We start from the raw sequence: 18,964 nt of genomic DNA, 5'->3' as shown, positions 1-18,964 counted from the left end.
AAACACGCGGTTTCATTCCCTATCGAGAAAATACTGTACTGACACTGAATTAAAAAACAGTTATAAATTCGTCTCAAATGCAATCAGGGAATAAATCAGTGGATCAATTGTTACGGGTGGGATTAATTGCATACGGCTATGCGGCTAAAACCTTGCATGCACCATTAATTGATGCAACCCAAGGCCTGCAACTCACCGCCATTGCCAGCTCACGTCCGGCCGATGTGATTGCCGATTGGCCGGATATTGTGGTGAAGACCGAGCCTGATCGCCTGATTACCCATCCCGGCCTTGATTTGGTCGTGATTGCTACCCCCAACGATACCCACTATCCATTGGCGCGTGCCGCACTGGCAGCGGGCAAGCATGTGGTGATCGATAAACCATTTACGCTTGATCTACGCGAAGCGGATGATCTGGTGCAACGCGCCGAAGAAGCGGGCAAGCTCTTGTCGGTATTTCACAATCGCCGCTGGGATAGCGACTTTTTGCATTTATCGCAAACCATTGCCGCGGGCACACTGGGTCGTGTCGTTGAATTTACTTCGCGTTTTGATCGTTTCCGCCCCGATGTGCGCCAGCGCTGGCGCGAGGATGATGTTGTTGGGGCGGGGCTATGGTACGACCTTGGTCCGCATTTAATTGATCAGGCATTGCAACTATTTGGCATGCCTGAGGCGGTGAGCGCTGATTTAGTGCTGCGCCGTGATGGCGCCAAAGCCGTTGATGATTTCAATGTCATCTTGCATTACAAAACCATGCGCGCCGTCTTGGCGGCCAGTACGCTGGTACATGGCGGAACACCGCGTTTTCTGGCGCAAGGTACGCAAGCGGCCTACAGTGTTTCGGGGCTGGATTTGCAAGAGGGCTGGTTAAAAGCGGGTTTACGACCAGATCGTGCACAATGGGGCGTGGATCAGCGCGAAGCGACCGTGTATCACTCGTTCAATGATGCAATCAGCAGCGAGTCATTGCCTTTGGGGCAAGGTGATTATGCGGGCTATTACGCCAAAATCCGCGATGCCATTTTGGGGTTGGGGCCGAATCCAGTGCCCGCGAGTGAGGCCTGCAATGTCATGCGCATTCTCGATCTTGCCCGCCAAAGTGCCGCAGAAGGCCGCAAGATCGCAGTGATCTAATGCCAGAAGTTTGGCGCATTGAGCGCCGAGATCCTGACATCGTGATGTGTTAAAAGCCACTCGGAATGCTAGGTGGAGTGGCTTTTTTCTCACTTAAACCTGGGTTTGAACGACATTGCCCTTGCTGCCCATCTCGGGCAATTTACTGGCTAACTTAGTCAAAAAGTCGCTCAGCGTCGTTTTGCTGCTATCGCCGCCCAAGCTCGTCACCAATTGCTTAAAACTACTTTCCAAATCGGATATAGCGCTGCTGGAGTCGCTACTGCTGCTGGAGTCGGTGCTGGCGTTGGACGAGTTGCTCAGTTTTTGTAGCAGGCTTTGCAAATCCGCGGCGATATTGGGCCGACCTTTGCCCGGGCCTTGGCTGGCGCCAGTGGCAGCGGGGCCGTCGTCTTGGTCGCGATCATTGCGAGCGCTTTGGGTCTCGCTACTTTGTGAGCGCAGCGCGCCCATCAGGTTTTGCATCAATGAGCTTAAGGCCTGACTGGTATCGCTGCTCGTGGTGTCGGTGCTCGTTGTGCTGCTCGTTTCGCTGCTGGATGTCGTGGTTAATCCGAGTTCGCTGAGGGTACTGCTGATGGCAGACATTAATTTGCCGCCGCCATGATGCCCACCGGGTGGCGGCGCAGGCGGTCGGTTGGCGCTGACCGAGTTGGTCGTACTGCTCGTTGCGCTGGTTTGGCTCAATTGGCTAAGCCAGCTCGTGCTCGATACACTGCTGATCGACATGATTAATACTCCTCGTGATGGATTAAATTGGGGTGAAATCCAGTGCAAATCGATATGAAATGATTGAACACCGCAATTTCAATCCGCACTTAGCAAAACATCGGCCAACTGGCGGGCAATTTATCCCTGCTAGATGTAAAGACAGGTAAATCTAAGTAAAGCGATTGAGATTGGCCTGCTTGTCATTTGGATTTTTGCGGCTATTTAGCGGCTTGAGGCTAGCCTGCGCGATTAAAAACACCCCGCGTGGCAAAGATTGCCGCGCGATTTGCAGCGCCAGATTGACGCTTTATCAGCGTTAAAAAACTGATCGTAAAAAAAGGGCGGCAAATTTCGCCGCCCAAAACCACGCGAGAATAGAAATCGATCGTTGCTGCGCCAACTTAATCGGGGTGGCGTGGCCCGTGCGGCATTTTGCTGAGGTTTTGTTTCGCCTGCTCTTGCTGTGCCGGGGTCAGCAGAGCATAGATTTTTTGCTCCATCGCCAGATGTGCCAGCATGTGTTCGCTCATTTGCTGGTGCTGCGCGTTGATCAGGCTTTCGGCTTTGGCCTTATCAAACTGCGGCGCGGTCACTAACTGCATCAGCGCGCTCTGTTGCGTGGCCATGTGACTGGCTTCGGGGCGTGGGTTTTGTGCTTGCAGTGCTTTGATTTGTGCTTGTTGGGCATCGCTCAAGTCTATGCCGCGCAGCATCGGTGATCGGCCATGCTGACGCATGCCATCTTGCTGGGTATGTCGATTGCAGCCATTATCCATTTGTTCTTGCGCAGCATACCCTGCGCTAGCAATGCCAAGGGCTAAGGCCAGTGCGATCCATGCTTTACGATGATTGGTGATAAGTCGGGTCATGATTTTTCTCCATCAAAAACGCGGCGAAGGCCGTGTTGTCTGGAAATCATTGTGCGACTTACCCGCGTAAAGCGGCGTTAAGTAGATGTAAATTTGGGTAAATCCACTCTATGCTGGGGCTGAGTTCCCTTATTCTTGCGTTGAACAAATCTAAAAGAAGTACTACCCATGCCGCGTGTCTTACTCGTTGATGATGATGTCGAATTACTGGAGTTGCTGAGCGAATATTTGCAGCAAGAAGGCTTTAGCGTCGAGCTGGCCCACGATGGCTTAAGCGGCGCGCAGGCGGCGCTGGGTGGGCAATTTGATATTGCGGTGATTGATGTGATGATGCCGCAAATGAATGGCATCGAGGCGCTGCGCAAGATTCGTACCCTGAGCAATTTGCCGGTGATTTTGCTCACTGCGATGGGCGATGATGCCGACCGTATTATTGGTCTGGAGCTGGGCGCGGATGATTATGTCCCTAAACCCAGCTCGGCTCGAGAAATCACCGCGCGTATTCGCGCCATTTTGCGTCGTAGCCAAGGTCTGGCCAATGACACGCTCAGTGGGATCAAGGTGGGCGAGCTTGAATTGTGGCCTACCCAGCGCCGTGCGCAATGGGCGGGCAAGCCATTGGAGCTGACCAGTACCGAATACAGCTTGCTGGAGGTCTTGGCGCAATTTGCCGGGCGTCCGGTGAGTAAAGACCAGCTCTCGCAGCAGGCGCTAGGGCGGCCGTTGGCCAAGTTTGATCGCAGTATTGATGTGCATCTGAGTAGCATTCGACACAAATTGGGCACGCTACCCGATGGCCGCTCGTGCATCCAAACGGTGTTTCGTCAGGGCTATCAATTGATTCGGGATCTGTAATGGGGCGCTTATTCTGGAAGTTTTTCCTGTTTATTTTTGTCGCGCAACTGCTGACGATCCTTGCTGTGGGGAGCTCCATTTGGCTGCGAACGCGTGCGCCTGCCGAGCCACCAAGCAGCGAAGCACCACCGCCTTGGCCGCCGAATGCGGCACATCCGCCCTCGGTCGGCCACAAACCCCCGCCGCCGCCACACCAACGGCACCATTTCCCTATTGAGCCAATGCTGGGCGGTGCTTTGGCGAGCCTGATCTCCGCCGCCTTGCTGGCCGCGTACGTCACCAAGCCGATCCGTCATTTACGCCGCGCTGTGCAGGCGGCGGCCAAAGGGGATTTATCGCAGCGAGTGAGCCCATTGTTGAGTCGCCGCAACGATGAGTTAGCCGATTTGGGGCGCGATTACGATGATATGGCCGAGCAATTGCGCACCTTGCTCGAAGGGCAGCGGCGCTTATTACATGATGTGTCGCACGAGCTGCGCTCGCCGCTGGCAAGGTTGCAACTGGCTATTGGCTTGGCGCAACAACAGCCTGAGCAGCAGGCGAGGCTGCTGGCACGGATCGAGCGCGAATCGAATCGCATCAATCAACTGATCGGCGAGCTGCTGACGCTGTCGCGGATCGAAGCCAACTCCGCGCAGCAAACCGATCTAATTGATGCAACGACTTTATTGAGTGAGCTCATCGAAGACGCGACTTTTGAAGCTGCGGCAGAGCAAAAATTGATTGCTTGGACGCCGCCCGTCGAGGAAATCTGGCTGCGGGGTAATGCTGAGTTATTGCGGCGGGCATTTGAAAATATCATTCGCAATGCCTTGCGCTTTAGCCCCGCTGGCGCTGAAGTACTGCTCACGATCAGCGGGCAAGCCGAATATTGGCATTTCGAGATTTTGGATCTGGGCCCCGGTGTGCCTGCGGGCGATTTGGCGCAGATATTTGAGCCATTTTATCGCGGGCCTCAGGCTGCTGCCCCCGCGGGCTATGGTTTGGGTTTGGCCATTGCGCGACGTGTGGTCGAGGCGCATGGAGGCCGAATCGGGGCAGCAAATCGCACTGAGGCTGGTTTACGCGTGTGGCTAGAATTGCCTAAAGCAAAAGAGGATGATTAACTGGTGATGGTTTTGTGGGTATGTCTATCAAGGTCAATATTTAATTGATCTTCAATAAAATACCCCGCCGAAGCGGGGTGTTTTATTTGAGGCTGGCAATGCGGCCTTCGATAAACAAGCGTCCTTGCTTTTCACCATCGGCCATCAGGCGTGAGATGTTTTTCTTGCTGCGATCGAGTTTGCTTTCGTAATCGAGCGTGAGCTGCATTTCTTCCGACATTTCAATAAATGGAATGTGATAGGGGCGTGTTTCATCTACGCTGAGGCATTTGGGCAGTAGAACCGGCGCTTTAATCCCACGAGAGGCTAGAAACTCAGGCCTGAAAGCGTCTTTGAGCAGTAATTCGTTCAATGTTCTGATGCTGGTGAGTTGTTGAAATAAGGACATATTGCCGATCATTTCATTGCGACGGTCTGAGATCGCTTCTGGCGATTTGGGTACTTCGCGGCTGCCATTGGGGTTGATCTTAATCACCCAAATTTCCTCGGGCAGATTTTCCATGCCGACTAATTCAGGTTTGATCACTTCATCGATGGGCGGATTATCGGAAAATAGGCCATCCCAATATGCTTTGCCGTCAAACTCGACCGCTTCAAAAATATTCGGCACCGCACAAGACGCCAAAATGTGTTCGACGCGAATAGCCTCGTGACGCGAATTAAATTTGGCCAGCTGTCCCGTTAACACTTCAGCCGCACCTAAAATGAGCGCAGGCATATTGGCTTGTGGGCCAAGCTGCGCCAGCTCGGCAAAGTCGATGTGCGCTTCGAGTAGGCCGCGAAAATCGGTGAAGTTTTTGCGTAAATTCGACGTGCTCATACTCGACATCATTTGCATCAGTGGCGAGTAGGGGCTGAGGTTGAATTGCGGCACTTGACCGCGATTAACGGCGCGGATGGACTCTACCACATAGTGGTTAAATTGCTCCTCTGCTGTCGATTGCGCCGTATTGTCCGCCCAAAGATCGAGCATGCGCTGAGGCAGGTAAGCATCTTTTTTAAGCATGGCATACCACACCAAAGTAGCGCACAGGGCGCCACCCGAGGTGCCGGTAATGCTCACCAGCTCGTAATGCTCGCTAAACCCCGCATCATAAAGCGCTTTTAATGCACCGGCAGTGAATGCTGTTTGGCTGCCGCCGCCTTGGCAGGTGATCGCGATTTTTTTCTTCTTGGCCATGTTATTTCCTTCCCATTGTTGGCTTAAATCGATCAGGCCGATCTGGCGGCCTTACTAAGTAATGGCTTAATGTGCGGTCCAGCCGCCATCTACGGGCAATGCAACGCCAGTCATCGAACGGGCCCCATCGGAACATAAAAAGACCGCCAAACTGCCCAGCTCTTCCACTTCAACGAATTTTTTGGTCGATTGGGCGTACAGCAACACATCGCGAATGACTTCTTCTTCGCTGATGCCACGCGCTTTGGCGGTGTCTGGAATTTGTTTTTCCACCAACGGAGTCATGACATAGCCAGGGCAAATGGCATTGACGGTGATGCCATGCTCGGCCACTTCGAGGGCAACGGTTTTGGTGAGTCCAAGAATGGCGTGTTTGGAGGCGACATACGCCGATTTGAAGGGCGACGCGACCAAGGCATGAGCCGAAGCGATATTGATAATTCGTCCCCAGTTGCGCTGCTTCATGCCCGGTACGGCGAGACGGATGGCGTGAAACGCCGCAGATAGATTCAGTGCAATAATCAAATCGTATTTTTCGGGTGGGAAATCTTCGATGGGGCTGACGTGTTGCATGCCTGCATTGTTGACCAGAATATCAAGCTGACCGCAGGTCGATTCGACTTCCTGAATCATGGCCGCAACCGCCGCGGCTTGGGTAAGGTCTGCGCCAATAAAATAGGTTTTCACGCCAAACTCCGCCGCGAGTGCGGCACGAGTTTGCTCGATAGCGGCAGGGTCGCCCAATCCATTCAGGACAATGGTGGCTCCTTCTTTGGCCAGTGCGCGGGCAATGCCCAGACCGATGCCGCTGGTCGAGCCAGTGATCAATGCAACTTTATTTTTCAGTGACATAACGTTCCCTTAGAGCTTTTGCAGTGAGCATGCAGGAACGACTAATGTAAACTAACTACATTAAAATTAGTAAGTCATTAAGTTGATTGGTGTAATTTATTGCACAGCAGCTTGGGCGTTCAGCAGAATATCTCGTACCAATTTGGCATCCGTTTCGACGATACTGTACTCATCCTGCCCCGGAGCCCCCATTTTCACATTCGGATTGCGATACAGCATGCCGCTAGGGAAGGGCGCGCGACCTGAGCTGTGAAACTCGCGGCAGCCTGTTTGTTGCACCAATTCGGCGATATTGTGCGCGCGCACGCCTGCGCCGGGCATCACGGTGAGGCGCTGACCCGCTTGTTCTTGCAGCTGTTTGAGCAAGGCCGCACCTTCAAGTGCCGTCGCAGCTTGACCGCTCGACAGTAGGCGATTGCAGCCTGTGCTGATAATGTCTTCGAGCGCTTGTTGTGGATTACAGGCGACATCAAAAGCGCGATGGAAGGTGACGGGCATGGTGCCGGCCAATTCAACGAGACGTTTTGTGCGGGGTATATCGATGCGGCCCTCGCTAGTTAAGATGCCGATGACAATACCATCTACCCCTATCTTCTTGCACGCCAGCACATCGCGCTCCATCACTTCAAACTCAAGGTCCGAGTACAGAAAATCACCACCGCGCGGGCGGATAATCACATTCAGGCCAATCCAGAGCCGATCGCGCGCTGCGGCCAGCTGGCCGTACGAGGGCGTCGTTCCGCCTTCGAGAAGGTTGTCGCAAAACTCAACCCGTTGTGCGCCACCTTCTTGCGCTGCGAGGCAGGAAGTCACTGAACCGGCGCAAATCTCTAATAAAATACTCATGCTGAATGCTCTCGCTCGAATGGGATGGTGCTTGATTATGGCGCTGCATTTTGAGCTGCGGCAAGTAAGTAATCCCGCTGCCACAGCGATCGTTGGCAATAAAAAACGCCGCGATTGGACGCGGCGTTTTGGTGAATGCTAAGGCTAGTCTTAGGCTGCGCGCTGTGCCGATTGCATTTCGGCGTGCAGTGCGCCGTACACCGTACGCAGATTGCTGTTGAGCTCGGCGATTTGCTCGGCCAATTGGCGATTGATTTCTTCCAGCTCTTGGATACGATCTTCCAGCGTATCAGTCGCTTTGTGAATGCGTTTGATCGATTCAAGACGGCGACGCAATTGCAATTGATGCTCGCGCACTTGCGTTTCCATCGGCGCCATCACCGCTTTCAACCAGTTTTCAACGTCACGGTTGGCCACTTCAAAGACATACACCACACGGCTGGCGACGGTTTCAAAGAATTTGTGCGTCAAACGGCCGCGGCTAGTGGTGAGTAAATTGCCGACGGTGTTGAAATGCTCGCGGAATGATTTTTCCAGTCGCGCCAACTCTTTGTGATATTTCAGCGTTGAGAACGGTGGTGGCGTTGCCGTGCCAAGACCGTGCTCTTCACTGAATTTTTTGTACATCGCCGCCATCATGGCTTGAATCTCGGCGACTTGTTCGGCGGATTTAGAGATCGAGCCGTTGACATCGACAAAGAATTTATCCATCGTGGCAGATAGGCCGCCGTCGCCGAATGAGAACAGACTGCGTTCCATTTGATCGCGAATACGGTCAATTTCGGCTTTCAATGCATCTTTGCCGAGCAATGAGAATAATTTATTGGTTTGCTGGGTAAAGACTGAGCGCAAAGCTTGGAAGCGAACCAGACCTTGTTCAAATTGCTTTTTATCGCCCTGAACTTTGTCCATCATCTGGGCAATCACGTCTTGGTTTTTGCCGCGCAAACCGGTGAGTTCGGTTAATTGCTCTTTCACGCCATCTTGGCGTGCTTGCAAAATAGCGCGTACCGCCGAAACAACGTCTTCGACTTCACTTTGCGTCGCATCGCGTACGATGTCTTGCTTGCCGGGGAGCAAGTCATCAGAAAGCGCTTTTTCCAGCGACATCAAGCGCGATTTATCAAGCAGCTTTTCGTCGTTCTGTACTTTGGCAACCAATGCTTTTTGTGCCGAAACAGGGTAAACCTGCGACGATGGCATCGCCAGCAATTCGGCGGTAGTTTTGACCTGTTTCACAATCTCGGCTTCGATTTCAGCGTCTGATTTAAGGTCGTCCCACAAGCCGTCGATCTTGTTGAGTACCACCAAACGGCCACGTTTGCCACTTTGGTTGCGCACAATATGATTACGCCACACTTCGATGTCTGATTTGGTTACGCCGGTGTCGGCAGCCAAAATAAACAGAATCGCGTGTGCGTTGGGCAAGAGATTGAGCGTCAACTCAGGCTCAGTACCGATGGCGTTCAAACCCGGGGTGTCGAGAATGACCAAGCCTTGTTCCAGCAAGGGGTGCGGGAAGTTGATGATGGCGTGGCGCCAGCAAGGGATTTCTACTTCGCCATTTGCATCCAGTGCGACGACTTGATCGGGGTCACTTTCGTCGAACAGGCCAAATTTCTTGGCAGTTTCAACTTTTACGCGTTGCGTGCGACCGATTTCTTTGAAAGCTTCCTGCATCGAATCAGCGTCGTCGATGTCGAGCGCAATGGTGTGCCATTCGTCTTGGTAGCGGCGATATTCAATCGTCGTGACATTGTCGGCGCGGGTTTCAATCGGCAGTAATTGCAAGCATGGCGCTTTACTGCCGTCGTGCAAGAGCTCGGTCGGGCACATTGTGGTGCGGCCGGCGCTCGATGGCAGAATGCGTTTGCCGTAGTGGGCAAAGAAAATAGCGTTGATTAATTCAGATTTACCGCGTGAAAATTCGGCGACAAAGGCGATATTCAGTTTGTCTTCTTTCAGACGGTCAATCATGCCTTGAATGCGCAAAGTGGTTTGCGAGTCGTTCAAGTCCTGATCGGATAGCCAGCGAGAAAGCTGAGCAATCGAATGGGTCAGGTTGCCACGCCAAGCGCTGTAGGCCTGGAAGTTTGCTACCAAGTGGTCGTTTGCTGCGACCTCTTGTTGATGCAGGTATTCGGTACTCATCTTGTCCCCTTACGCGGTGCGCGTCGTTTGGCTCTGGGCAAGCCTATTGGTATTCTGATTTATGCCGCTTGCGTGGCCGCTTGTCAATGTTGGCATTGCGGGCAATAGAAAGTTGCACGCTGGCCTTGGCGAATTGTATTGATCGGTGTGCTGCAAATGCGACAGGCTTGGCCGGTGCGGCCATACACGTAGCTATTGATCATAAAGTAGCCCGCTTTGCCGTCGCTATCCACGTAATCCCGTAAAGTACTTCCACCAGCGGCAATAGCCTCGCTTAAAGTGAGCTTGATTTGCTCGACCAAGTTGCTAATGTCGCTTGAATCTAATGAATGGCCGCTGCGCTGTGGGTCAATGCGCGCCCGAAATAAAGATTCAGAAGCATAAATATTGCCCACGCCAACGACGATGTGATTATCCATGATGAGTTGCTTGATGGCAGTGTGCTTGTTCACTAGCTTGCTGGCCAGATAGGCCGGACTAAATTGTTCACCTAAAGGCTCAGGGCCTAGGCTAGCTAGATGGGGGTGCAGCAGCGGATTGCCAGTTAACCACAGCCAAGCGCCAAAACGGCGAGGGTCGCGGTAGCGCAATCGCGTGCCATTGCTGAGCACTAGATCTACATGATCATGTTTTTCGGCTGGATAGGCCTCGGTCAGGACGCGTAGGCTGCCTGACATGCCCAGATGGATCAGGATCGTGCCGTTGGCGAGCTCAATAAGTAAATACTTGGCTCGTCGTCGGATGGATAATATGACTTGATTTGCCGCGAGTTCGGACAAATCTACAGGGATAGGCCAGCGTAGGCGCGGGTTTCTAACGATTATTTCTTTGATCGTGGCATTGATTAAATGCGTCTCAATGCCGCGACGTGTGGTTTCAACTTCGGGTAGCTCTGGCATATTGGCTGCTTGGGGTTGGACTTTAGTAGCTAGTTTACCTAATATCGTCCTTCTATTTGCTTTACCCTCTAATTGGATCAATCTATGACCCTGCGCATCTCGGCTTTGTTGGCCTCGCTTTTACTTGGCGTGACTGGTTGTGCAACTCAACAGGTGCCACAAGTCGTTGCCGCTTCTGCGGTGGCTGCGGCGACGCCTGAGCCTAGCGATGCGCCTGAATACGATCTGGCGAGTCTGCCCAAGCAGCAGCTTGATGATGAAATGGTCATGCGCTTTTTGGTGGGGGATGTCGCAGCGCAGCGCGGCAATACGGCGCTGGCGGCTCAAGCTTGGGTTGATCTGGCGCGCCGCAGTAAAGACCCTCGTGTCGCACAGCGCGCCGCCCAGCTTGCCGTGGCATCAGGGCAATTGGCTTTGGCCTTGGAGGCGACCACTATCTGGGTTGCCGCCGCACCGCAGTCTATCCCTGCGCGGCAATTGATGGTGAGCTTGCTGCTCAAGGGCAATCGCGTTGCCGAGGCCGAAGTACATATCCAAGCTATTTTGGCCGCTAAGCCGCAAGAAGTGGCGCCCTTTTTTGTTCAGATGCATCAGCTGTGGGATAAAGACACAGATCGCAAAGCCGTGTTGCAACTCACTTTGCGCCTGACCGAACCCTATTTGACGATGCCGGAGGCGCACTACGCGCGAGCCGTCGCCTATGGCAGCCTTCTGCAAAGCACACAGGCGCAGCAAGAGCTTGATGCCGCACTCAAATTGCGCCCGCAATGGGATGTCGCGGTGCTGTATAAAGTGCAGTTGCTGGAAGGCAAGGACGCCGTCGCGTCACAGCAGATCTTAAATGACGCGATCAAAGCGAATCCGATGTCGAGCAATTTGGTGCTAATGCAGGCCAGAATGGCGGCGGATGCTGGGCAATACGAGCAGGCAGGGCAATATTACGATGCTGTTTTGTTGCGCGATCCGAATCAGGTTGAGGCCTTGATTGGCTCGGGGCTGATTGCAATGCAGATGAACGACATTGCCAAAGCGCAAAAAAACCTCAGCCGTGCAGTGACCCTTAATCCAAAGGGCGCAACTTATCTGGCGCAATATTTGGGGCAATTGGCTGAGCAGCAATATCAATACCAATTGGCGCTCGATTGGTATGCCAAAGTCACTGGCGAAAAACAAGCCGCAGTGGCTTTGCGCGTGCCGCGATTGCACGCCAAGTTAGGTCAGCAAGCGCAGGCCGATAAGGCGCTGGCCGCGCTGCCGCAAACCAGCGTGCAGGAGCAAGTCGATAAAGCGCAGGTTGAAGCCCAAGTTTGGCGGGAACGAAAAGAGATTAAACGGGCCGTTGAGGCGCTGACCAAAGCGATTGCCAAGCATCCTGATCAAGCCGAGCTCTATTACGATCGTTCTTTGTATCTAGATTTATCCGGCGATGTGCCTGCTGCCGAGGCGGATTTGCGTCACTATTTGACCTTGGCGCCAAATAGCGTTAATGGTCTGAATGCTTTGGGGTATATCCTTGCGAATCGTACCGATCGCTATGCTGAGGCCGATACCCTTTTAAGTCAGGCCGTGGCGCAGCAGCCTGATAATCCGGTGTTGATCGACTCAATGGGTTGGTTACGCTTTAAACAAGGGCGGCTTAATGATGCGGCTGCTTTGCTGGAGCGCGCCTACAAAATGATGCCTGATGCCGAAGTGGCTGCGCATTTGGCTGAAGTCTGGTGGCAGCAGGGGCAGCAGGAAAAAGCCAAGCAGCTATTGGATAATGCGCTCAAAATTCAGCCTGATGATGAAGTGGCTTTGGAACTCAAGCTACGCATGGGTTGGTAAATGAAATTACTGCGTTGCTTGAGTATGCTCCGAGTTTGGCTGGCCAGTGCCGTTATGCTGCTGGCGGCCTGTGCTCAAACGCCTTTGGCTGTTCCGCCTGCCGGTTTTGCCGCGACGGGAAAGATCAATATCCGTCAGGCGAATCAATCGGATACGGCGCAATTTAGCTGGGTGGCCGCTAAGCAGCAGGATCAGCTCATTTTATCTTCGCCATTCGGCACGACGTTGGCCGAGCTGGTGCTGCAATATCAGGGTGACCGGGTTAGCAGCGCGGTACTCAATCGCGGCGAGCAGCTCGATCAGGCGGATGATCCCGAACAATTGCTGCAGCAATTAACTGGCTTGACTTTGCCAGTATCGGGGATGCGTTGGTGGTTGCGTGGTTTGCCATCGCCGAATGAGCCTTTTGCGCGCGAGGGCGAAGTTCTGTTGCAAAATGGCTGGCGCATTACGCCCAGCGATTACCGCAATACGCCCTTACCGTACCGCATCGAGTTGCTACGCGATGATTTAAAGGTACGTATCTTGATTAATGAATGGAATTCTGCCGCGCCATGAGCTATACCCCCCTAGTTGATGCCGAAGGCTTTGCCGCTTTCCCGGCGCCAGCCAAACTCAACTTATTTTTGCATATCGTCGGTCGTCGGGCGGATGGGTATCACTTGTTGGAATCTATCTTTCAACTGGTGGACGCGCATGACACGGTCTGGTTGCGGGTGCGAGATGACGGCCAGATTGTGCACCATAACCCCATGCCCAATGTGCCTGCAGAAACCGATTTGACAGTACGGGCAGCGAAGCTGCTGCAAACCGCAACGGGCGTTTCCTATGGCGTCGATATTCGCGTTGATAAGCGTCTGCCGATGGGCGGTGGCATGGGCGGCGGTAGCTCGGATGCTGCTACCGTGCTGTTGGCACTCAATCGACTCTGGCACGTTAATTGGCAGCGTCAGGCATTGATGGACTTGGGGCTGCAACTGGGTGCTGATGTGCCGTTTTTTATTTTTGGCCGCAATGCGCTGGTTGAAGGCATTGGCGAAATCATGACGCCGATCGAGACTGAGGCGACGGATTTTGTGGTTTTGCATCCACCTGTTCATGTGCCAACCCCCGCGATTTTTGGCGATCCAGAGTTGACAAGGAATACGCCATCCCTTAAAGTTTCGCTCCTCGAAGGCACGGCCGACTGGCGCGTTTTACGAAACGATCTGGAAAGCGTGGCGGTTCGGAAATATCCTCAAATTGCTCAGCATATCCAATGGCTTAGCCAATATGCGCCAGCGAGGATGACCGGATCAGGAAGTTGCGTATTTGCCGCTTTTGTTGCGAAAGATGTTGAAAAAAACACTTCACAAAATCAAGCAAATGCCGTAATATTCGGCCTTCCTAAAGAGATGTCAGGTTTTGTTACGTCATCTCTGCAAGAACACCAGTTACTCGGTTTTGCATCGGATTAGTTTTGATGCAGTATCGTTAGGGGAGTCGCCAAGTTGGTTAAGGCATCGGATTTTGATTCCGACATGCGAAGGTTCGAATCCTTCTTCCCCTGCCACCTATAAAAAGAAAAGCGTGTAATCACAAGTTACACGCTTTTCGTTTTTTCAGGAATCGGAAATGGCTTACGACAGCCTCATGGTATTTACCGGCAACGCTAACCCACGCCTTGCTGAACGTGTAGTTAATCATCTCGACATCTCTTTGGGGCGCGCCACCGTTGGCCGTTTTTCAGATGGTGAGGTTACGGTTGAATTGCTCGAAAATGTTCGCGGTCGCGACGTGTTCGTATTGCAATCAACGTGTGTGCCAACCAACGACAACATTATGGAAATGATGTTGATGGTCGATGCATTGAAACGTGCCTCTGCTGGCCGTATTACTGCTGCGATTCCGTACTTTGGTTATGCGCGTCAAGATCGCCGTCCACGTTCTGCTCGTGTGCCGATTTCTGCGAAAATCGTTGCCAACATGCTGCAGGTTGCAGGTGTTGATCGCGTTTTGACTGTGGATGTTCACGCGGATCAGATCCAAGGCTTCTTCGATATTCCGGTCGATAACATCTACTCAACGCCCGTTTTGCTGGCTGATATTCGTGCGAAAAACCACGAAGACCTGATGATTGTTTCTCCCGACGTTGGCGGCGTATTACGTGCCCGTGCCATGGCGAAACAGCTTGGTGTGGATATGGCGATCATCGACAAGCGTCGTCCGAAAGCCAATGTGGCCGAAGTCATGCACATCATCGGTGACGTGAAAGATCGTACCTGTATCATCATCGACGATATGATCGATACCGCCAATACCTTGTGTAAAGCGGCGGAAGCTCTGAAGAAATTTGGCGCGAAGAAAGTAATGGCTTACGCCACTCACCCTGTTTTCTCGGGCGCAGCGGTTGAGCGTATCTTGCAATCAGCTTTGGATGAAGTTGTTGTTACCGATACGATCCCGGTGTCTGAAGAAGCGCAAGCGAGTGGTCGAGTGCGTGTGGTTTCAATCGCTGGCTTGCTGGCCGAAACGATGCGTCGCATTAACAACGAAGAATCGGTTTCAAGTCTTTTCGTTGATTAATCGTTACAGGCCTGCGGGTATATCCTCGCAGGCTTTGTTGTAAAAGAATTCTGGGGTTATACCCCGAATCGTGCGCTTCTCTGGTCGCGGGGGGCGCATGTTTATTTCCAAACTGGAGTTTCAAAATGACTTTCGAATTAAATGCTACAAGCCGCGCAAAGCAGGGCACTGGTGCGAGCCGCCGCCTGCGTAAAGCCGGTCAATTGCCAGGTATCGTTTACGGTGGCTCTGTTGCCCCAACAGCGATCAACTTGGATCACAACAGCATGTACTACACGCTGCAAGACGAAAAATTCCACACTGCATTGATCAACTTGTCGATCGATGGCGGCGCTGCTGAACAAGTTTTGGTACGTGCAGTTCAATACCACCCATTCAAACAACAAGTACAACACATTGACTTCCAACGTGTTGCTGCTGACACTGTGATCGAATTGAAAGTGCCATTGCACTTCGTTAACGCTGACACATGTCTGGGTGTTAAATTGCAAGGTGGCGCGATCAGCAACATCTTGAACGAAGTAATGGTTCGTTGCGTTGCTTCTAAATTGCCAGAATTCATCACTGTTGACCAAGCTAACTTGGCAGTGGGCAATCTGTCAGTTCACTTGTCTGATCTGGCATTGCCAGAAGGCGTGCAATTGGTTTCTCTGTTGCGCGGCGCAGACTTGGCTGTATCTATGCTCAACGGCGCAAAAGGCTAATCCCTTTTGTCTGTTTGAAAAAACCCGCTGCGGCGGGTTTTTTTACGTCTGTAGAGCGGCGAAGTGAATAAATAGCAATATTCGACAAGTCGCAGTTTGGATGTGCATGGTAAGGTAGTGGCATCAATTGAGGGTTGGATCATGCATTGGAATGAAGAAGAGCGCGATAGTACGGCCATGCGTACCTATAGCAGTAGCCCCTTGGATTTGTTGGCTAATTTGCCGGTCATGCCGCCGCGCTGGCGCCCGTATTTCTGGGGTGCAATCTGGGCTAGCTTGTTTTTGATGGCCATTTATTGGTTTATGCCCCGCTGGGGAATGTCGCCCTTTCATGTGCGCCAAGATGGAATGGATTATTTCCCATTTCGTACCGAATTAAGCAGCTTGCCCTTGGGGATAGACATCCCCGCTACGCCGCCCGATCAGCAAATTGACGTTAATCTGCTTGGCGCTTGGCCGGGTTGGCGTTTGGCGCATTATGCGGCGGATGGACGAAATATCTTGGTGCTGCGCGATAGTGAAGGGCAAATTATCAATGTGCAGCGTGCGCAAAATGATCAGTGGCTGGGCGAGATGCAGCTCAAAGACGCGCATTGGGAATGGCATGGCGGTTGGCGGGTGGATTTTGCTTCGCCCAAGATTGTTGCGGGGCAATTGTATTTGTCGCCCATGGGCGAGTTTCGTTTGATCCGGCATGAGCCCAATGCAGCAGGGTTGGCCTATATCCGAAATGTAGATAAAGCAGGGCAGGAGCGCAGTGAAAAAGGGATTATTCTTGCACCTTCTTCTGGTGCAGGGCCGGCCAATTAAGTTGTAAGCTGGCGTGGATTGAGTGCTAGAATAGAGGCAGTTCAGAATCGAATAATTACAGTCAAGCAGCATAGTGTAGCGGTACCTGAGAGTACCTTGTCCTTCCAAACGCGGTATCATTGCGGCCTGTCCTGGTGACAGGCCGTTTGTTTTTTTCGAGCTAAATTATGGCAATAAAACTGATTGTAGGTCTGGGTAATCCGGGGGCTGAGTACGAAGCAACGCGACATAACGCGGGCTTTTGGCTCGTCGATCAACTCGCGCGTGATGGCAAAATCATGCTGCGCCACGATAGTAAATTTCATGGCCAAATCGGGCGAGTGAATATTGCAGGTAACGATGTGTGGTTGCTGCAGCCCCAAACCTTTATGAATCGCAGTGGTTTGGCGGTGGTGGCCTTGGCACAGTTTTATAAAATCCTGCCCGATGAAATCTTGGTCGTGCATGATGAGCTCGATATGCTGCCAGGTTTGGCCAAGCTGAAACAGGGTGGCGGCCACGGTGGGCATAATGGCTTGCGGGATATTCAATCGCATCTTGGAACGCCAAACTACTGGCGTTTGCGCATTGGGGTGGGGCATCCGGGCAATAAGGCCGAGGTGGCCAATTATGTACTGAAGCCGCCGCGCAAAGAGGAGCAAGCTTTGATTGATGATGCATTGATCAAATCGCTCACCGTATTGCCAAAATTGATTGTGGGCCAATCGGGTGCCGCCATGAGTTTGCTGCATACCGATGAAAGCAAAAAGCGCGAGCACAAACCCGCGCCGAAGGCGGCTGAGTAATGATGAGTGAGCCAAAAAAAGCCCCGATTCCCGTCAATATTGTCACCGGTTTTTTGGGGGTGGGTAAAACAACTGCCTTGATGCACTTGCTGGCCCATAAGCCCGCAAATGAATATTGGGCGATTGTCGTCAATGAATTTGGCGAGGTCGGCATTGATGGTGCTAGCCTTTCGGCGGCAGGGGAAGGTCTGCAAGTGGCCGAAGTGCCGGGTGGCTGCATCTGCTGTACGACCAGCCCACAATTGCGCGTTACTTTAACCAAGTTGGCAAGGGGTATACGGCCAGACAGATTGCTGATTGAGCCTTCCGGCTTGGGACACCCTGCGGGTATTGTCGATTTATTGCGTGATCCAATGTTGGCGAGTGCGTTTGAATTGCGGGCGATCATTACTTTGCTCGATCCGCGGCATCTGGGCGATAGCCGTTATACCACGCATGAAACGTGGCGTGATCAATTGCAATTGGCCGATGTGCTGGTGCTCAATAAATGCGATCTAGCCGATGAAGAACAAATCGCAGCCGCAGAAAAAATGGCCGCAGCGCAATTTCCACCCAAGTTGGCGGTGCAGCGTGCTCATCAAGGGGTTTTTGCTGCGCAATTACTGGATTTGGAATTGCACCCCGAGCGTTGGCCCGAAGCGCAAACCACTGGGCAGGCTCAATCGCATCGCTTAATGCCGCGTAAAAAAGCCGTTGATCCCGACTTTGCATCCACGCCCGAGGTGTGGCCGGTCAAAAAAATGCATTCCAGCTTAGGTTCGCACAGTTGTGGGTGGATTTTTTCACCTGAAACCCTGTTTTCAAGCGCCAAAGTAGCGGCTCTGTTTGAACAAATTGGCAGCCCTGATGCGTTGGCGCTGCACGGTTTGAGCCGCGCCAAGGGCGTATTCCAGACCGAGCGCGACTGGTATCGCTTTGATTGGGTGGAAGGTATGGTGGGTGCGGCACCGAGTGCTTATCGTCGCGATAGCCGTTTTGAAGTGATTGTAGAAAGTGAAACAGCGCCCGATTGGACGCTGCTTGAGGCGCAATTACTGGCGACTTTGATGACGCCAGTCTAAGGCGAATTAATCACTGAGCGCGCTACGTACCTGCCACATATAGGCGTCGGCCATTTCATGAAAGCCCGCTTCGCGCAAAGTCTTTTGCCAGCGGTCGATGCAAAATTGCAATTCATCGGCCGTTTGCATCACATCAAACACATCTACCAGCATGTATTCCAATTTATTAGCCAGATAAGTCTGGTCCGTCATGCTAATAATACGTCGTACATTCTGCAGGGCTTTGGTCGACGGTAGTTGCTTGGTTTTGGTTCTGACGGGCTCAACAGGCTGAATGGTGGCGTCAAAAATAGTGGGGAGCGGAGTGCGCTCAATCGCGTGGGTTTGAATCAAACCCATTTCCTGTAGCTTGATCAAACGTAACTTGAGGTCTTCGAGATCGGGGCTGAAGGCGGCTAAATCGGCTATTCGTTTTTGGCCGTCGATCAGGAATAGCAACTGACGTTGTTTAATCGGAAAGCCTGGCGTGCGAGCTTGAAGTTCATGGTTTCCTGAATCGGTTCTAAAAAATAGCGTGGTGTTATCCATGATGATGCCCGTGACCTAATTGATTCGTTTGCTACAGATGGCTTATGGTAAAGCAGTGCCATAGCTGATGAATATA

The 18,964-nt window shown here is 52.5% G+C and carries 20 protein-coding genes and 1 tRNA gene; 13 read left to right on the top strand and 8 right to left on the bottom strand.

The window, feature by feature from the left end:
- Positions 1-98 precede the first annotated feature (98 nt).
- Complete coding sequence (locus HQ393_RS12095) at positions 99-1,139, top strand: oxidoreductase (RefSeq protein WP_179355420.1); 1,041 nt, start codon at positions 99-101, stop codon at positions 1,137-1,139.
- A gap of 93 nt (positions 1,140-1,232) precedes the next feature.
- Here HQ393_RS12095 and HQ393_RS12090 read toward each other — a convergent pair whose 3' ends face one another.
- Positions 1,233-1,868, bottom strand: coding sequence for a hypothetical protein (locus tag HQ393_RS12090; RefSeq protein ID WP_179355419.1), 636 nt, complete (start codon positions 1,866-1,868; stop codon positions 1,233-1,235).
- A 383-nt stretch (positions 1,869-2,251) separates the two neighbouring features.
- Entirely contained in the window at positions 2,252-2,719 is a 468-nt protein-coding gene (locus HQ393_RS12085) for a Spy/CpxP family protein refolding chaperone (RefSeq protein ID WP_179355418.1), read from the bottom strand.
- Positions 2,720-2,887: 168 nt separating this feature from the next.
- Between HQ393_RS12085 and HQ393_RS12080 the strand changes: the two genes are divergently transcribed.
- Together HQ393_RS12080 and HQ393_RS12075 are read left to right on the top strand one after the other, a co-directional pair.
- Positions 2,888-3,574: a response regulator transcription factor gene (locus HQ393_RS12080; RefSeq protein ID WP_179355417.1), complete on the top strand. Its 687-nt coding sequence runs from the start codon at positions 2,888-2,890 to the stop codon at positions 3,572-3,574.
- Positions 3,574-4,680 carry a HAMP domain-containing sensor histidine kinase gene (locus HQ393_RS12075; protein WP_179355416.1) on the top strand — a complete coding sequence of 369 codons (1,107 nt, stop codon included), beginning with the start codon at positions 3,574-3,576 and terminating at the stop codon, positions 4,678-4,680. The genes HQ393_RS12080 and HQ393_RS12075 overlap by 1 nt, the downstream gene beginning before the upstream one ends.
- An 82-nt stretch (positions 4,681-4,762) precedes the next feature.
- Here the strand turns inward: HQ393_RS12075 and HQ393_RS12070 are convergent, their stop codons facing one another.
- The 3 genes from HQ393_RS12070 to HQ393_RS12060 form a co-directional block, all read right to left on the bottom strand.
- Entirely contained in the window at positions 4,763-5,860 is a 1,098-nt protein-coding gene (locus HQ393_RS12070; RefSeq protein ID WP_179355415.1) for a patatin-like phospholipase family protein, read from the bottom strand.
- A 66-nt stretch (positions 5,861-5,926) separates the two neighbouring features.
- Entirely contained in the window at positions 5,927-6,712 is a 786-nt protein-coding gene (locus HQ393_RS12065; protein ID WP_179355414.1) for a 3-hydroxybutyrate dehydrogenase, read from the bottom strand.
- Between the two features lie 96 nt (positions 6,713-6,808).
- On the bottom strand, positions 6,809-7,558 hold the full coding sequence (locus tag HQ393_RS12060) for a copper homeostasis protein CutC (RefSeq protein WP_179355413.1): 750 nt from the start codon (positions 7,556-7,558) through the stop codon (positions 6,809-6,811).
- On the opposite strand from HQ393_RS12060, the gene HQ393_RS12055 reads away from it, so the two are divergent.
- Entirely contained in the window at positions 7,557-7,700 is a 144-nt protein-coding gene (locus tag HQ393_RS12055; protein WP_179355412.1) for a hypothetical protein, read from the top strand. The genes HQ393_RS12060 and HQ393_RS12055 overlap by 2 nt on opposite strands.
- Before the next feature lie 8 nt (positions 7,701-7,708).
- Here the strand turns inward: HQ393_RS12055 and HQ393_RS12050 are convergent, their stop codons facing one another.
- The gene (locus HQ393_RS12050) at positions 7,709-9,709 is read right to left on the bottom strand and encodes a dynamin family protein (RefSeq protein ID WP_179355411.1); all 2,001 of its coding nucleotides are present in this window, start codon (positions 9,707-9,709) and stop codon (positions 7,709-7,711) included.
- A gap of 83 nt (positions 9,710-9,792) precedes the next feature.
- Positions 9,793-10,608 carry a bifunctional DNA-formamidopyrimidine glycosylase/DNA-(apurinic or apyrimidinic site) lyase gene (gene mutM, locus HQ393_RS12045; protein ID WP_179355410.1) on the bottom strand — a complete coding sequence of 272 codons (816 nt, stop codon included), beginning with the start codon at positions 10,606-10,608 and terminating at the stop codon, positions 9,793-9,795.
- 84 nt (positions 10,609-10,692) lie between these two features.
- On the opposite strand from mutM, the gene HQ393_RS12040 reads away from it, so the two are divergent.
- From HQ393_RS12040 to HQ393_RS12000, 9 genes are all read left to right on the top strand, one after another.
- Entirely contained in the window at positions 10,693-12,435 is a 1,743-nt protein-coding gene (locus HQ393_RS12040; protein ID WP_179355409.1) for a tetratricopeptide repeat protein, read from the top strand.
- The gene (gene lolB / locus HQ393_RS12035; RefSeq protein ID WP_179355408.1) at positions 12,436-12,993 is read left to right on the top strand and encodes a lipoprotein insertase outer membrane protein LolB; all 558 of its coding nucleotides are present in this window, start codon (positions 12,436-12,438) and stop codon (positions 12,991-12,993) included.
- Positions 12,990-13,892 carry a 4-(cytidine 5'-diphospho)-2-C-methyl-D-erythritol kinase gene (ispE, locus tag HQ393_RS12030; protein ID WP_179355407.1) on the top strand — a complete coding sequence of 301 codons (903 nt, stop codon included), beginning with the start codon at positions 12,990-12,992 and terminating at the stop codon, positions 13,890-13,892. Before lolB ends, ispE begins: the two co-directional genes overlap by 4 nt.
- Positions 13,893-13,910: 18 nt before the next feature.
- Positions 13,911-13,987: transfer RNA gene (locus HQ393_RS12025), tRNA-Gln, on the top strand.
- Between the two features lie 62 nt (positions 13,988-14,049).
- Entirely contained in the window at positions 14,050-15,000 is a 951-nt protein-coding gene (locus tag HQ393_RS12020) for a ribose-phosphate pyrophosphokinase (RefSeq protein WP_157315062.1), read from the top strand.
- Between the two features lie 125 nt (positions 15,001-15,125).
- Positions 15,126-15,704, top strand: a complete 579-nt coding sequence (locus HQ393_RS12015) for a 50S ribosomal protein L25/general stress protein Ctc (protein WP_179355406.1) — start codon at positions 15,126-15,128, stop codon at positions 15,702-15,704.
- Positions 15,705-15,845: 141 nt separating this feature from the next.
- Positions 15,846-16,514 (top strand): hypothetical protein, encoded by a 669-nt coding sequence (locus tag HQ393_RS12010; RefSeq protein WP_179355405.1) that lies wholly within the window; start codon positions 15,846-15,848, stop codon positions 16,512-16,514.
- A gap of 167 nt (positions 16,515-16,681) precedes the next feature.
- On the top strand, positions 16,682-17,299 hold the full coding sequence (pth, locus tag HQ393_RS12005; RefSeq protein WP_179355404.1) for an aminoacyl-tRNA hydrolase: 618 nt from the start codon (positions 16,682-16,684) through the stop codon (positions 17,297-17,299).
- Entirely contained in the window at positions 17,299-18,360 is a 1,062-nt protein-coding gene (locus HQ393_RS12000) for a CobW family GTP-binding protein (RefSeq protein WP_179355403.1), read from the top strand. Before pth ends, HQ393_RS12000 begins: the two co-directional genes overlap by 1 nt.
- 6 nt (positions 18,361-18,366) lie before the next feature.
- Here HQ393_RS12000 and HQ393_RS11995 read toward each other — a convergent pair whose 3' ends face one another.
- Positions 18,367-18,888, bottom strand: a complete 522-nt coding sequence (locus HQ393_RS11995) for a hypothetical protein (protein WP_179355402.1) — start codon at positions 18,886-18,888, stop codon at positions 18,367-18,369.
- Positions 18,889-18,964 lie beyond the last annotated feature (76 nt).

It is taken from the genome of Chitinibacter bivalviorum, from assembly GCF_013403565.1.
GTDB lineage: Bacteria > Pseudomonadota > Gammaproteobacteria > Burkholderiales > Chitinibacteraceae > Chitinibacter > Chitinibacter bivalviorum.
Note: the sequence above shows the minus strand (reverse complement) of the source record. Positions and strands in the feature narration are given on the sequence as shown.

What these genes read in the sequence shown, in the direction of transcription:
- HQ393_RS12090 (WP_179355419.1), bottom strand. Translation starts at nt 1,868, where the DNA reads ATGTCGATCAGCAGTGTATCGAGCACGAGCTGGCTTAGCCAATTGAGC.
- HQ393_RS12085 (WP_179355418.1), bottom strand. Translation starts at nt 2,719, where the DNA reads ATGACCCGACTTATCACCAATCATCGTAAAGCATGGATCGCACTGGCC.
- HQ393_RS12080 (WP_179355417.1), top strand. Translation starts at nt 2,888, where the DNA reads ATGCCGCGTGTCTTACTCGTTGATGATGATGTCGAATTACTGGAGTTG.
- HQ393_RS12075 (WP_179355416.1), top strand. Translation starts at nt 3,574, where the DNA reads ATGGGGCGCTTATTCTGGAAGTTTTTCCTGTTTATTTTTGTCGCGCAA.
- HQ393_RS12070 (WP_179355415.1), bottom strand. Translation starts at nt 5,860, where the DNA reads ATGGCCAAGAAGAAAAAAATCGCGATCACCTGCCAAGGCGGCGGCAGC.
- HQ393_RS12065 (WP_179355414.1), bottom strand. Translation starts at nt 6,712, where the DNA reads ATGTCACTGAAAAATAAAGTTGCATTGATCACTGGCTCGACCAGCGGC.
- HQ393_RS12055 (WP_179355412.1), top strand. Translation starts at nt 7,557, where the DNA reads ATGCTGAATGCTCTCGCTCGAATGGGATGGTGCTTGATTATGGCGCTG.
- HQ393_RS12060 (WP_179355413.1), bottom strand. Translation starts at nt 7,558, where the DNA reads ATGAGTATTTTATTAGAGATTTGCGCCGGTTCAGTGACTTCCTGCCTC.
- HQ393_RS12050 (WP_179355411.1), bottom strand. Translation starts at nt 9,709, where the DNA reads ATGAGTACCGAATACCTGCATCAACAAGAGGTCGCAGCAAACGACCAC.
- mutM (WP_179355410.1), bottom strand. Translation starts at nt 10,608, where the DNA reads ATGCCAGAGCTACCCGAAGTTGAAACCACACGTCGCGGCATTGAGACG.
- HQ393_RS12040 (WP_179355409.1), top strand. Translation starts at nt 10,693, where the DNA reads ATGACCCTGCGCATCTCGGCTTTGTTGGCCTCGCTTTTACTTGGCGTG.
- lolB (WP_179355408.1), top strand. Translation starts at nt 12,436, where the DNA reads ATGAAATTACTGCGTTGCTTGAGTATGCTCCGAGTTTGGCTGGCCAGT.
- ispE (WP_179355407.1), top strand. Translation starts at nt 12,990, where the DNA reads ATGAGCTATACCCCCCTAGTTGATGCCGAAGGCTTTGCCGCTTTCCCG.
- HQ393_RS12020 (WP_157315062.1), top strand. Translation starts at nt 14,050, where the DNA reads ATGGCTTACGACAGCCTCATGGTATTTACCGGCAACGCTAACCCACGC.
- HQ393_RS12015 (WP_179355406.1), top strand. Translation starts at nt 15,126, where the DNA reads ATGACTTTCGAATTAAATGCTACAAGCCGCGCAAAGCAGGGCACTGGT.
- HQ393_RS12010 (WP_179355405.1), top strand. Translation starts at nt 15,846, where the DNA reads ATGCATTGGAATGAAGAAGAGCGCGATAGTACGGCCATGCGTACCTAT.
- pth (WP_179355404.1), top strand. Translation starts at nt 16,682, where the DNA reads ATGGCAATAAAACTGATTGTAGGTCTGGGTAATCCGGGGGCTGAGTAC.
- HQ393_RS12000 (WP_179355403.1), top strand. Translation starts at nt 17,299, where the DNA reads ATGATGAGTGAGCCAAAAAAAGCCCCGATTCCCGTCAATATTGTCACC.
- HQ393_RS11995 (WP_179355402.1), bottom strand. Translation starts at nt 18,888, where the DNA reads ATGGATAACACCACGCTATTTTTTAGAACCGATTCAGGAAACCATGAA.